General features: G+C 67.1%; 12 protein-coding genes. 8 read left to right on the top strand and 4 right to left on the bottom strand.

Annotated features, from left to right (window positions below; translation table 11 throughout):
* Window positions 1-7 precede the first annotated feature (7 nt).
* The 7 genes from ACTJKY_RS13450 to ACTJKY_RS13420 all read left to right on the top strand — a co-directional run bounded on the left by ACTJKY_RS13450 (window position 8) and on the right by ACTJKY_RS13420 (window position 8101).
* Window positions 8-418, top strand: coding sequence for an endonuclease domain-containing protein (locus ACTJKY_RS13450; protein ID WP_440846647.1), 411 nt, complete (start codon window positions 8-10; stop codon window positions 416-418).
* Between the two features lie 3 nt (window positions 419-421).
* A complete protein-coding gene (dnaG, locus tag ACTJKY_RS13445; protein WP_440846646.1) occupies window positions 422-2317 on the top strand; it encodes a DNA primase in 1896 nt (631 codons plus the stop codon).
* Window positions 2318-2359: 42 nt separating this feature from the next.
* Window positions 2360-4387: an RNA polymerase sigma factor RpoD gene (gene rpoD / locus ACTJKY_RS13440; protein WP_440846645.1), complete on the top strand. Its 2028-nt coding sequence runs from the start codon at window positions 2360-2362 to the stop codon at window positions 4385-4387.
* A 204-nt stretch (window positions 4388-4591) separates the two neighbouring features.
* Window positions 4592-5257: a DUF6975 family protein gene (locus ACTJKY_RS13435; RefSeq protein WP_440846644.1), complete on the top strand. Its 666-nt coding sequence runs from the start codon at window positions 4592-4594 to the stop codon at window positions 5255-5257.
* Window positions 5258-5310: 53 nt separating this feature from the next.
* Entirely contained in the window at window positions 5311-6153 is an 843-nt protein-coding gene (locus ACTJKY_RS13430; protein WP_440846643.1) for an AAA family ATPase, read from the top strand.
* Window positions 6154-6227: 74 nt separating this feature from the next.
* Window positions 6228-7406, top strand: a complete 1179-nt coding sequence (locus ACTJKY_RS13425) for a vWA domain-containing protein (protein WP_440846642.1) — start codon at window positions 6228-6230, stop codon at window positions 7404-7406.
* Window positions 7403-8101 (top strand): immunity protein Imm33 domain-containing protein, encoded by a 699-nt coding sequence (locus ACTJKY_RS13420; protein WP_313534893.1) that lies wholly within the window; start codon window positions 7403-7405, stop codon window positions 8099-8101. The genes ACTJKY_RS13425 and ACTJKY_RS13420 overlap by 4 nt, the downstream gene beginning before the upstream one ends.
* Window positions 8102-8151: 50 nt before the next feature.
* Here ACTJKY_RS13420 and ACTJKY_RS13415 read toward each other — a convergent pair whose 3' ends face one another.
* Window positions 8152-8562 (bottom strand): hypothetical protein, encoded by a 411-nt coding sequence (locus ACTJKY_RS13415; protein WP_440846641.1) that lies wholly within the window; start codon window positions 8560-8562, stop codon window positions 8152-8154.
* A gap of 25 nt (window positions 8563-8587) precedes the next feature.
* Entirely contained in the window at window positions 8588-8881 is a 294-nt protein-coding gene (locus ACTJKY_RS13410; protein ID WP_440846640.1) for an Hpt domain-containing protein, read from the bottom strand.
* An 82-nt stretch (window positions 8882-8963) separates the two neighbouring features.
* Between ACTJKY_RS13410 and ACTJKY_RS13405 the strand changes: the two genes are divergently transcribed.
* Complete coding sequence (locus ACTJKY_RS13405; RefSeq protein ID WP_440846639.1) at window positions 8964-11252, top strand: hypothetical protein; 2289 nt, start codon at window positions 8964-8966, stop codon at window positions 11250-11252.
* 22 nt (window positions 11253-11274) lie between these two features.
* On the opposite strand, the gene ACTJKY_RS13400 is transcribed toward ACTJKY_RS13405, so the two are convergent.
* Complete coding sequence (locus ACTJKY_RS13400; RefSeq protein WP_440846638.1) at window positions 11275-12831, bottom strand: alkaline phosphatase D family protein; 1557 nt, start codon at window positions 12829-12831, stop codon at window positions 11275-11277.
* Between the two features lie 109 nt (window positions 12832-12940).
* Window positions 12941-13333, bottom strand: a complete 393-nt coding sequence (locus ACTJKY_RS13395; RefSeq protein ID WP_440846637.1) for a hypothetical protein — start codon at window positions 13331-13333, stop codon at window positions 12941-12943.
* Window positions 13334-13387 lie beyond the last annotated feature (54 nt).

The following is a 13387-nucleotide window of genomic DNA, read 5'->3' as shown; positions in this document are numbered from 1 at the left end:
CCGGGGGGTGGGCCCCCGCTTCCGGCTGGACAGGCCGACGCGGCGGGCACGCGAACTGCGAAACGATCCTACGGCAGCGGAAGAGCTGCTGTGGTCGAAGCTGCGGAAGTCTCAGCTGGCGGGGCTGAAGTTCAGCCGACAAATGCCGATCGCGGGGCACTTCGCAGATTTCGCGTGTCGGAAGGCGAAGCTGGTGGTGGAACTGGATGGCAGCCAGCATGCCGAGATGACCACAGCCGATGCTGAACGCACACGGCGGATCGAGGCCGAGGGTTATCGCGTCCTTCGCTTTTGGAACAATGATTTGACCTCGAATATGGAGGGCGTGTTGCAGGCGATCCTTTCCGCCGCCGTGCCCAGTGGTGAGCGGGGGCCCACCCCACAGCCCCCTCCCGCTCGCGGGAGGGGGAGCGCTTAACCCATGTCCCTCACCCCCGCCTTTCTCGACGAGCTCCGCGCCCGCACGACGCTGTCCACCCTCATCGCCAAGTCGGTGAAGCTGCAGCGTGCCGGCAAGGAATTCCGCGCCTGCTGCCCGTTCCACAACGAGAAGACCCCCAGCTTCTACGTCAACGACGACAAGGGCTTCTACCATTGCTTCGGCTGCGGCGCGCATGGCGATGCGATCCGCTGGATGACCGACCAGCGCGGCTTGCCCTTCATCGATGCAGTGAAGGAACTCGCCCAGGCCGCGGGGCTCGACATGCCCGAGCAGGACCGCCGCGCCGCCGAAAAGGCCGAGCGCGCCAAGGGCCTGCACGAGCTGATGGGCGAGGCAGCCGCGTGGTTCACGGAGCGGCTGAACGGCATCGAAGGTGCCGAGGCCCGCGCCGTGCTCCAGCGCCGCGGCATCACGCCGGAGATTGCGCGCAGCTTCGGCCTGGGCTTCGCCCCCGATTCGCGCGGCAAGCTCAAGGATGCGCTGAAATCCTATGGCGATCCCATGCTGGTCGAATCCGGCATGCTGATCGCCGTCGAGGGCAAGGAGCCGTATGACCGCTTCCGCGGCCGGCTGATGATCCCGATCCGCGACGTGCGCGGCCGGACGATCGCTTTCGGCGGCCGCATCATCGGTGACGGCGAACCCAAATATCTGAACTCGCCGGAAACACCGCTCTTCGACAAGGGCCGCACGCTCTACAATCTCGATCGCGCCCAGGCTGCCGCACGCAAGGCCGATCGGGTGATCGCGGTCGAAGGCTATATGGACGTGATCGCGCTCGCCCAGGCCGGGTTCGGCGAAGTCGTCGCCCCGCTCGGCACCGCGCTGACCGAACACCAGCTCGAGCGGCTGTGGCGGCTGTCCGAAGTCCCCCTGCTCTGCTTCGATGGCGACAGCGCCGGGCAGAAGGCCGCGCTCCGCGCCGCCCACCGAGCGCTGCCGATGCTGGCCCCTGGCCGCAGCCTCGCCTTCGTCACCCTCCCCCAGGGCCTCGATCCGGACGATCTCGTCCGCGCGCAGGGCCCGGCCGCCTTCGAGGCGCTGCTGGCCAAGCCCGAGCCGCTGGTCGATCGGCTGTGGACGAGCGAAGTCGCGGCCGGTCCGCTCGACACGCCCGAGCAGCGCGCCGGCCTCAAGCGCCGCCTCTCCGAACTTGCCGAGCAGATTCAAGACCCGAATGTAAAGCACGAATATATCGCGGAATTTCGTGCCCGTGCCGACCAGCAATTCGGCCGCGGCCCGCGAGAGTTCCGCAAGGACCAGCGCGGCCCCGCTCCTGCCCGCCAGCAGCAGCGCGGCACCCGCAACGCCCGCGGCGGCTGGCAGCCGCCCGAGGCCCCGCCCTCGCACCTGATCAAGGGCGTGCAGGCGAGCGGGCTCGATCCCATATTGGCACGCGCGGTGCTCGCCGGGCTGATCCGCCACCCGGTCGAGATCGCCCGCCACATGGAGATATTGGGGAGTCTGCGTAGTGCATCGGGCGCACTCGGGCGGCTATTCGAAGCCGTTGTCGAGGTGGCGCTCACCAATCCGGCGTCGCGTCAGCTTGATAGCGCGGATTTCCTCACCATATTGGCATCGTCCGGTTTCGATTCAGTGGCAAGCGAGTTGCTCCGCGCAGACACGCTCCCCTTCACCTTCACGCGGCCCGCAGCCGACGTGACGAAGGCGCGTGAGGATCTGGGCGAGGCGATCGCGGTGATGGCGGCACAGCCCGCCGTCGATGTGGCGCTCGCCGAGGCGACTGCTGCGCTGATGCGCGACGGCACCGAGGAAGCGTTCGCCCGCCAGGTGGCGCTTTCGCGGCAACGGCAGGAGCTTCAGGAACGGCTTGCCAATCTGATGCTTGCGGAAGACGGCGTTTTTGAGGAATAGAGGCGGTGTAAAATTGCCGCCATCTGAGTTTCGAGGGATTTGATGGCGAAGGCGAACATGGCAGACGTCACGGACACGGCAGACACGAGTGACGCGCCGCTGATCGATCTGAACGAAGGTTCGATCAAGAAGCTGGTCGCGCGTGCGAAAAAGCGCGGGTACATCACCGTCGACCAGCTCAACGAGATGCTGCCGCAGGACCAGATGTCCTCCGAGCAGATCGAGGACGTGATGGCCGCGCTCAACGACATGGGCATCAACGTCGTCGAGAACGAGGACGCCGGCGAGGACTCCGAATCCGAGGACGATTCGGCGGACGATTCGGAAAGCGCAGACACCAGCGACGACTCCGCGCCCGCCTTCGAGATCGCGAAGAAGAAGGAAACCGTCGATCGCACCGACGATCCGGTGCGCATGTATCTTCGCGAAATGGGCGCCGTGGAGCTGCTCAGCCGCGAGGGCGAAATCGCCATCGCCAAGCGTATCGAGGCCGGCCGCGACACGATGATCCTGGGGCTCTGCGAGTCGCCGATCACGTTCAACGCGATCATCGGCTGGTCGACCGCACTCAACGAAGGCACGATGCAGCTGCGCGAGATCCTCGATCTCGACGCCATGCTCTCCAAGGGTCCGTCGGCCGAGCAGGTCGAGGGCGCCGAGGACGATAATGGCGAGATCAGCGAATCGAGCACCGGCCCGACCTTCAAGGAAGAGGAAGAGCCCGAGGAAGTCGCGTCCGACGAGGATGACGAGCTGACCGAGCGCCGCGCCCGCCGCCCCTCCGACGACGAGGAGGAGGACAACACCCTCTCGCTCGCCCAGATGGAAGAGCAGCTCAAGCCGCAGGCGCTCGAGAAGTTCGCCAACATCACGGCGATCTACAAGAAGTTCGGCAAGGTCCAGCAGCAGCGGCTCGACACCATGTCGGCCGGCGAGGATTTCCCGGCTTCCGAGGAAAAGAAGTACAACAAGCTCCGCGAGGAGCTGACCGCCGAGGTGGAGAGCGTCCAGTTCCACCAGGCGAAGATCGAGTATCTCGTTGACCAGCTGTACAGCTTCAACCGCCGCCTCACCGCGCTGGGCGGCCAGATGCTGCGTCTCGCCGAGCGCCACAAGGTCAGCCGCAAGGACTTCCTGGATCGCTATGTCGATCACGAGCTCGACGAGAACTGGCTGCCGACGGTGGTGGGTCTCGACAAGAAGTGGAAGGCCTTCGTCGAGAACGAGGGCAGCGCGGTCGACCGCATCCGCACCGAGATGAGCGAAATCGCCCAGTCGACGGGCATGACGCTCACCGAGTTCCGCCGCATCGTCAACATGGTGCAGAAGGGCGAGCGCGAGGCGCGTATCGCGAAGAAGGAGATGGTTGAGGCCAATCTCCGCCTCGTGATCTCGATCGCCAAGAAGTACACCAATCGCGGCCTGCAGTTCCTGGATCTCATCCAGGAGGGCAATATCGGCCTGATGAAGGCGGTCGATAAGTTCGAATATCGCCGCGGCTACAAGTTCAGCACCTATGCGACCTGGTGGATCCGCCAGGCGATCACCCGCAGCATCGCCGATCAGGCGCGCACCATCCGTATTCCGGTGCACATGATCGAGACGATCAACAAGCTGGTCCGCACCAGCCGCCAGTTCCTCCACGAGCAGGGCCGCGAGCCCACGCCGGAAGAGATGGCGGAGCGCCTGAGCATGCCGCTCGAGAAGGTGCGCAAGGTGATGAAGATTGCCAAGGAGCCGATCTCGCTCGAAACGCCGATCGGCGACGAGGAAGACAGCCACCTGGGCGACTTCATCGAGGACAAGAACGCGATCATCCCGGTCGACGCAGCGATCCAGGCGAACCTCAAGGAAACGGTCACCCGCGTCCTGGCGAGCCTCACCCCGCGTGAAGAGCGCGTGCTGCGCATGCGCTTCGGCATCGGCATGAACACCGATCACACGCTGGAAGAAGTCGGCCAGCAATTCTCGGTGACGCGCGAGCGTATCCGCCAGATCGAGGCCAAGGCGCTGCGCAAGCTCAAGCACCCGAGCCGCAGCCGCAAGATGCGCAGCTTCCTCGACCAGTAAGCGCATCGGCCAGAAAGAGAAACAACGGCCCCGGGCATCCCCCGGGGCCGTTTTCTTTTGGGACAAGGACGCGTGGGGAGCCGAAATCCTGTCTTTCAAGATTAATTTCGGCGTAACCATCTTTCTATGCGCTTCGGTATCGTCGCTGTGCGATCTCCTCTGAACCGGCCGATGGCGGGCGGCACTGTCCAGATGAGGAAGGTCATGCTCTTGGATACCGCACCGATCGAGCATTTGTCGGGCGCTTGGGGCCCGATGGGGGCGCTGGCGGGATCCGACGGCAGCGCCCAGCATCTGCATCTGCGCGCGCTCCGCGCCGCCACCCTGCCCCGCCGCGATCTGGCCGACGCGGTCCACCATATCGCGCGCCTGCATGGCCGCCATCCCGGGCTGGTCGACTATGCCGCCGGCCATGCCCGCCGCCCGATCGAATGCGAATGGCTGGAAGCCGCCGCCGACGCCTTCGTGGCGGAGCGCGCCTATCTCGTCCGCCTCGTCGCCGCGGTGGGCCCCCTGCCCAGCACCCCCGGCCATGCCGAAAGCGAAGCCGCCGCCGCCGCGCAGCGCCATGCGCTCGACATGCTCGCCCAGTCCGATCGCGCCGGCTGCGCGACCGGCGCGGCGATCGCGCTGGCGATCGAGTGGGTGGCGATCCGCGCGGTGCTCGATCGTGCCGCGACGAGCTTCGGGGTCGATCCCAAGCCCCCAAGCCTGCCGATCCCCGAGGAGACCGTCAGCGTGGTCGACGCACTGGCCCGCGAAGCCGCGCACGAGCGCGCGATGCTGTTCGGCGCGCAACAGGTCTTCGCCCAGCATCGCGGGCTGTGGGACCTGCTGGAAGCCCGCGCCAGCGCCCGCAGCCGGGGCTGACCTGCCCCTCGGGATGGGTTGCATCCCGCCACTGTTCGTCCCACCTTCTGCGCATGCGCTTCGAAGGTACCCAGAGCTATGTCGCCACCGCGGACCTGAAGGTCGCGGTCAATGCCGCCGTCACGCTGCGACGCCCGCTGCTCGTCAAGGGCGAGCCCGGCACCGGCAAGACCGTGCTGGCGACCGAAATCGCCAAGGCGGTGAACGCGCCGCTGATCGAGTGGAACGTCAAGTCGACCACCAAGGCGCAGCAGGGCCTGTACGAATATGACGCGGTGGCGCGGCTGCGCGACGGCCAGCTCGGCGATCCGCGGGTGCACGACATCGGCAACTATATCCGCAAGGGCAAATTGTGGGAGGCGTTCACCAGCCCGGTCCTCCCCGTGCTGCTGATCGACGAGATCGACAAGGCCGATATCGAGTTCCCGAACGACCTGCTCCAGGAACTCGATCGCATGGAATTCCATGTCTACGAGACCGGCGAGAATGTCCGCGCCGCCGAGCGCCCGATCGTCGTCATCACCTCGAACAACGAGAAGGAGCTGCCCGACGCGTTCCTGCGCCGCTGCTTCTTCCACTATATCAAGTTCCCCGATCGCGACACGATGCAGGCGATCGTCGACGTCCACTTCCCCGGCATCCAGAAGCTGCTGGTCAGCCGCGCGATGGACCTGTTCTACGAGATCCGCGAAGTGCCGGGCATCAAGAAGAAGCCCTCCACCAGCGAGCTGCTCGACTGGCTCAAGCTGCTGCTCCACGAGGAGATGCCGCTGGAGGTGCTCCAGTCGCGCGATCCCAACAAGGCGATCCCGCCGCTCCACGGCGCGCTGCTCAAGAACGAGCAGGACGTGATGCTGTTCGAGCGGCTGGCCTTCATGGCGCGGCGGCAGAAATGAACATGCGCCGGGCGCATCCCCTCCGGCGCGCAACGTAATGGACGCGCCCCGCCCCGCAGGCCTAGTCTAGCGCCATGTTCCTCGCCTTTCTCGACGAACTGCGCGCCGCGGGCATCCCTGCCAGCCTCAAAGAACACCTCCTGCTGCTCGAAGCGCTCGACGCGCAGGTGATCGAGCCGACGCCCGAGGCCTTCTACTTCCTCGCCCGCGCCACCTATGTGAAGGACGAGGGGCTGCTCGACCGCTTCGACCAGGTGTTCGCCAAGGTGTTCCGCGGCATCGCCTCCAATTACGGCGTCGCCCCGGCCGAGATCCCCGAGGAATGGCTCCGCGCGATCGCCGACAAATACTTAAGCGACGAGGAAAAGGCGGCGATCGAGGCGCTCGGCTCGTGGGACAAGCTGATGGAGACGCTCCAGCAGCGGCTGAACGAGCAGCACGAACGCCACCAGGGCGGCAGCAAGTGGATCGGCACCGGCGGCACCTCCCCCTTCGGCAATGGCGGCTACAACCCGGAAGGCGTGCGGATCGGCGGCGAAGGCAAGCACCAGCGCGCGGTGAAGGTGTGGGAGGCGCGCGACTATCGCAACCTCGATTCCACCCGCGAGCTCGGCACCCGCAACATCAAGGTGGCGCTGCGCCGCCTGCGCCGCTTCGCCCGCGAGGGTGCGGCGGAAGAGCTCGACATCGACGGCACGATCGCCGGCACCGCAAGGCAAGGCTGGCTCGACGTCAAGATGCGGCCCGAGCGGCACAATGCGGTGAAGCTGCTGCTTTTCCTCGACGTGGGCGGATCGATGGACCCGTTCGTCAAGCTCTGCGAGGAGCTGTTCTCGGCCGCGACCAGCGAGTTCAAGAACCTGGAGTTCTTCTACTTCCACAACTGCCTCTACGAAGGCGTGTGGAAGGATAATCGCAGGCGGTTCACCGAGCGCACCCGCACCGCCGACCTCCTCCACAAATATGGCCCGGACTATAAGGTGATCTTCGTCGGCGACGCGTCGATGAGCCCCTATGAGATCACCCAGGTCGGCGGCTCGGTCGAGCATCTGAACGACGAGCCCGGCGCCACCTGGCTGCGGCGGGTGACCGACACTTGGCCCGCCACCGTCTGGCTCAACGTATTGCCCGAGGCGCAATGGGGCTATTCGCACTCGGTGTCGATGATCCGCGAACTGATGCGCGATCGCATGTATCCTCTCACGATTGCAGGGATCGATGCGGCGATGCGCGAGTTGAGTAGAAAGCGATGAGTACGATCCGCGACATGCTCCACCGTTGGCACCGGCGCCTGTTCGGTAGCTACACCATCGCCGACCCCCGGCCGATGGCCGATGCCGCGCCCTACACCTTCTTCCTGCCCAGCGAGAACGAAGCACTGGCGCTGCGGCCTGGCGACCTCGCCAAGCTGATCTTCCAGTCCACCCCGCCGTCGCGCGACTATGCCGCCGAGCGGATGTGGGTGGAGATCACCCGCGCCGAGGGCGAGAAGCTCTGGGGCCGGCTGGACAACGTGCCCCTGGACATGCCCCAGCTCCGCCCCGGCCGCGAGGTGGCGTTCCGCCGCGGCGACGTGATCGACCTGCGCTGGGGCGAAGATCGCCCGGTGCGCCCGCCGTCGGCCCCGGCGCGGCGCCATTACGACGCGCGCTGCCTGGTCGATAGCTGCGTGCTCGAACAGGGTGCGGCGGTCCATTATCTCTACCGCGAGCTGCCCCTGCCCCCCAGCGTCGGCGACGCGCCCGACAGCGGCTGGCGCATCCGCGGCGACTATCGCGGGCTGGAAGACGAAGCGATCGGCGCGCGTGCGATCGAGTGCGTCGCGCTCGGCCGGGTGCTCAACATCGACGATAGCTGGGTCCACCTGATCGATGCCCCCACCGGCTCGGCCTATGTGCGGAATTGGGAGAAGGATGTGTTCGAGCCGGAGTCCGCGGCGGCGGATTGAAGACGGATAACCTGCCGTCATTCATGAAAAGCGATGCTCGCCAATGCAGCTCATGAGATCGGTAGTACTGTAAACATCTGTACTGAGGTTAGGTCCTCCGAGTACTCCACGTGCAGTTTGAAACCATCGCGTACGAAGTTATCCCATGCCGGCTTCCATCCTAGCACGAGCACCCGGCCAGCTTCAGAGCTTTCTTCAGGACTTCCAAGGTGAGAGCGGACCACATCCCGCGACATGTCAAAGGTCAGGCCGAGCGGAACGCGAAATGGGAAGCGCGCGAAGCCATCCTTCTCACCGCCATAGATGAACACAGCCGCGACGTGGCCATCTACGACCACCAAGGATATCCCGAACGCGATTGAACTGAGATAGTCTCGATCGTCAACGCGCTCAGACGTTATTTCACCCAGCTGTGGAAGCTGGTTCGGCAATTTGCCGAGCAGCTCCTCAGCAGCGATCACTTTTTTCCCGGCTAATGACGTGGGCTCAAAGCTTCTCCACCGCCTTGTCGATCCGTCGCAGCAGCGCGCCGTCCTGGGCGCTGCGCCGCACGGCCTCTTCGGCCAGGCCCATCAGGCTGGTCGCGCCGAAGCTGCCGGCCAGGCTCTGCAGCCGCAGCGCGGCGCCTGACCATTGCTCGGCGCCCTTGGAGGTCCTCATCATGTCGACCGAACGATGGACGCTCTCGAGGAACGCGTCGCGAAGCTCGGCGATCAGCGCGGGATCGTCGCCCACCGCAGCCGCCAGACTCGTATCGATTGCACCGGGATCATAAGCCATGGCTAATCCTATCTCCACCTTCGTTAACCGTTGGTTGCCAACCCGGTCTTGGTCCGCGCGGCAAAGCTGGTAAGGTGGCCCGATGACTGGGGGCTCCACCGCTGAATCCGCCGTATCGTTCGACACCCACGCCGCCGAGCCGCCCGTGCTCGCGGAAAGCCTGGTGATCGACGAACCCGCACCCTTGGCGCCCGCCGAGCCGCTCGAAGCGCCGCGCCTCGGCTGGATCCTCACCCTGCTCGCGGTCGCGGCCGGGGTCGGCGCGACCTATGGCATGGCGGCGCTCGCGCTGCCCGCCTGGGACGAGCCGCTGAGCAACTTCCAGCGCGTCCAGCTGCTCGCGTCGCTCTGCGTGCCTGCTGCCGTGGTCGCGCTGCTCTACCTGATCGCGGTGCGCACCAGCACCGCCGAGGCGCGCCGCCATGCCGATACCGCGCGGGCGATGCGCGTGGCGGCCGAGGAGCTCGAAGCGCGCACCGCCGCGCTCACCGATCGCCTGCTCGCCCAACGCAACGCGCTCGCCGAGCAGGAAACCAGCTTGTCGGTGCTGAGCGACGCCGCGGCCGAGCGCCTCGCCCATGCCGCCGCCAGCGCCCAGCGCCAGGCCGAGACGGTCGCCGCCAGCACCCAGCAGCTGAGCGCCGTCACCGGCGCCGCCGAGCACAGCGTCGCGGTGATCCTCGCCTCGCTGCCCAGGGCGCACGAGGAAATGCGCGGGCTGGCCGATCGTGTCGATCAGGCCGGGCTGCAGGCGGGCCAGACCGCCGCCGCGCTCGATATCCAGCTGACCGTGCTCGCCGAGCGCGGTCGCGAGGCAGATCGCATCGCCAGCGGCGCCGCCGAGCGGCTCGCCGCGCATATCTCCCGCATGGAAGCGACCAGCGAGGCGGCGAGCAGCCGGCTTGAACAGGTGACCGACCAGATGTCCGCGCAGGTCGATGCGGTGCTCGATCGCGCCGCCGCCGCGGTCGACCAGTCGCGCCAGGGCATCGCTGCGCAAGGCGACGCGATGCTGGCGATGCTCGGCGCCAACCAAGCCGCGCTCGAACGCGCGACCGAGGACAGCAGCACCGCGATGGCGCAGCGCATGGCGCTGATCGAGGATGCGATCATCCGCATCTCGTCGCGGCTCAGCGAGGAACAGCGCCGCGGCGACGCGCTGTTCGCCCGCCTTTCCGAAGGTGCGTCGACTTTCGATTCGGAGCTGGAAGTCCTTCACGCCGCCGGCACCCGCCGCACCGAGGCGCTGGCCGCCGCGATCCACGGGCTCCACCAGTCGATGGACGGCATGACCCAGTCGATGCGCACCGGCGAAGGCACCGCGCGCGAGGTGATCGCCACCGCGGAAAACCTGCTCACCGCGCTAGACGCCGCCGCGCGGGAGCTCGACGAGACGATGCCCGCTTCGCTCGAACGGCTCGACGAGCGGATCGACGCCACCCGCAAGCGCATCGCCGCCTCCAAGCCCGAGCTGCTCGGCCTGGTCACCGCTGCCGAGACCACGCACGATGCCGTCGCAGGGATCGCTGCATCGGTCACCCATCAGCAGACCGCGCTCGAACGCGGCCGCGCCGCGCTCGCCGAGACGCTGGCGACCGCCGCCGAGCAGGCCGAGACGCTCAGCCGCGCGGTCGACGGCGCGATCCTCCACGCGAAGAGCTTCACCAGCGAGGCCGCGCCCGAACTGATCGAGACGCTGCTCCGCGTCCGCGACAGCGCCAACAAGGCCGCCGACCATGCCCGCGAGGCGATCGACGGCATCGTGCCGGCGGTCAACCGCGTGCTGCAGGACGCGACCGATCAGGTGATCGAACATGCCGTCGAGCTGTCGGTTCGCCGGCAGGTCGACACGCTGACCAAGGCCGCCGACGCCGCGATCGGCGCCGCCGCCCGCGCCGCCGAGCATCTCCGCGCGCAGATGACCGTGCTCGAGGAAGCCAACCAGCTCGCCGAGACCCGCATCGCCGAAGCGCAGGACGCGCAGGAGCGCGCCGACAGCGACGGCTTCGCCCACCGCATGGCACTGCTGATCGACGCGCTGCACTCGACCTCGATCGACATCGCCAAGACCTTTTCGACCGAGGTGACCGACGGTGCCTGGGGCGCCTATCTCAAGGGCGACCGCGGCGTGTTCACCCGCCGCGCGGTGCGCCTGCTCGCGCCGCACGAGGCGCGCGAGATCCACCGGCTGTACGACCATGACGAGACGTTCCGCGAGAACGTCCACCGCTATGTCCATGATTTCGAGACGATGCTCCGCCAGGTGCTGGGCCTGCGCGAAGGCAATCCGCTGGCGGTGACCCTGCTCTCGTCCGACGCGGGCAAGCTCTACGTCGCGCTCGCCCAGGCGATCGAGCGGCTCCGCAACTAAGGCCCCCGGCCTGCCGCCGGGCTCAGCTGAAGCTGAGCTCGGGGCGCCCGTGCGGCACGATCGCGGTGCGCGCCGTCTTCACCGGTGCGCCGGGTTCGGTGACCGTGTCGACGGTGCGGAACTGCGCCTGCCACTGGTCACGGGTGACGTCGCAGAGCAGATAGCCGCGGCGGTCGTTCATGTATTTCAGATACGGGTTGTGGCCGAGGATCTTGTCGCTTCCCGAGCGAACGTCCGCCCCGTCGCCGCCCGAGCTGATCGAGGTGGAGACGAACTCCACCGCCACCGCCTCGCCCTGGCCGGCGCGGGTGCGCAGCTCGCCGGCATAATTCTGGTGCTCGTCGCCGGTCAGCACCACGACATTGCCATGCCCGGCGAAGCTGGAGAGCAGCCGCTCGCGGGGCCGGTCGTAGCCACCCCAGCTGTCCATGTTGCGGATCGGCGCCGGCTCGTCGCCCATGCGGCGGTCGAGCGGCATCATCATCACCTGCTGGGCGATGGCATTCCAGCGCGCCTTGCCCTCGGCAAGGTTGCGGCCGAGCCATGCTTCCTGCGGGGTGCCGAGCACCTGCGCATCGGCGGCATCCCAACCGGCGCATTTCGGCTTGAAGCCGTCGTCGCAGGGCTGGTCGGTGCGGAACTGCCGCGTGTCGAGCAGATGCAGGTCCAGCAGATCGCCGAAACGCGCACGGCGATAGGCCTGGATCGTATCCCCCTTGGGGATCGCGCTGCTGCGCACCGGCATATGCTCGTACCAGGCCTGGAAGGCGGAGGCGCGGCGGAGCAGGAAAGCCTCGGGGGGCGTGCCGTTCTGGTCGCGGTCGCTCACCCAGTTGTTCTGGACTTCATGGTCGTCGAAGGTCGCATACCAGCCGGTCGCGGCATGCGCGGCCTGGAGATCGGTGTCCGTCTTGTACTGGGCGTACCGACGGCGATAGTCGTCGAGGCTGAACGGCTCCTCGCCGACATGCGCGCGGATGAATTTCTTGGGGTTGCCGCCATAATCGAACGCCAACGGGTTGGCGCGGCCCTCGTAGATATAGTCGCCATAGTGGAAGAGGAAGTCGGCCTCTTCGCGCGCCGCATGGGCATAGGCGGTGTAGAGCCCCTGCTCGTAATGCTGGCAGCCCGCGACGACGAAACGCGCTTCGCCCACCGAGGCACCGGCGGCGGGCAGCGTCTTGACCCGGCCGCGCATCGAGCGCTCGCGGCCGCAGGTGAAGCGATACCAATAGGGCCGCGCCGGCTGCAGCCCCGCGACCTCGACATGCACTGAATGGCCAAGCTCGGGCCGGGCCAGCGCCTCGCCCTTGGCGGCGATCGTCTTGAAGGCGGGGTCGGCGCCGACTTCCCACTGCACCGCGATCGGCGCCATCGGCATGCCGCCATGCGGCTCCAGCGGGTCCGGGGCGAGGCGCGTCCACAGCACGAAGCCGTCCGCCGACGCATCGCCGGCCGCAATGCCGAGCGTGAACGGATAGGCTCGGAAAATCTGCTGCGCACGCACGATATCCGGCGCGCCCACCAGCAGCATGGACCCAGCAGCGCCCAGCAACAGTTCGCGGCGCGTAGTGTGCATCGTTCAGTTTCCTTGCGCGGAGCGGCAGGCACCCAGCCTCGGTCGTAGCGAGGAGATGCGAACCCGTCCCACGTCGCATGGCAAGCGACGATGACAGAATGGTGAACGCTTACACCGCTACGGCAAAATGCGGCGTCAGGACCGCGACCTCCCGCTCGACCTCGCGCCGCAGCGCTGCCCGCATCGCCTTCGATGCACGGACATAGCCGGGCCAGTCGGCAATCACCTGCCGGAGCGTCCAGGTGCCGATATGACTGCTGGAGGCGCCGCGCGAGGCATTGGTCGCATCGCGCAGGGCCTTCAGCGCGGGATCGCCCGTCCCCGCCGCGATCAGCCGCTCACACAGTGCAACCACCTCACGCCGCCGCGCGCTGCTGGCGCGGGTCAGGCGGTAGCGCACGGCCGTCACCACCTTGTCGTCACAGCTGGGCGATTGCGTGAGTTGCTCGAGTTCGTCGAGTGCGGCGAGCATCTGGGCGTGGTGGCGGCGCAGGTCTTCCATCCGGTTCTTATAGGCGACCGAACCTACCTCATGGTCAACAAAAGCTTGTTTTGC

It is taken from the genome of Sphingomonas sp. 22176 (genome assembly GCF_052045505.1).
Taxonomy (GTDB): Bacteria; Pseudomonadota; Alphaproteobacteria; order Sphingomonadales; family Sphingomonadaceae; genus Sphingomonas.
Note: the sequence above shows the minus strand (reverse complement) of the source record. Positions and strands in the feature narration are given on the sequence as shown.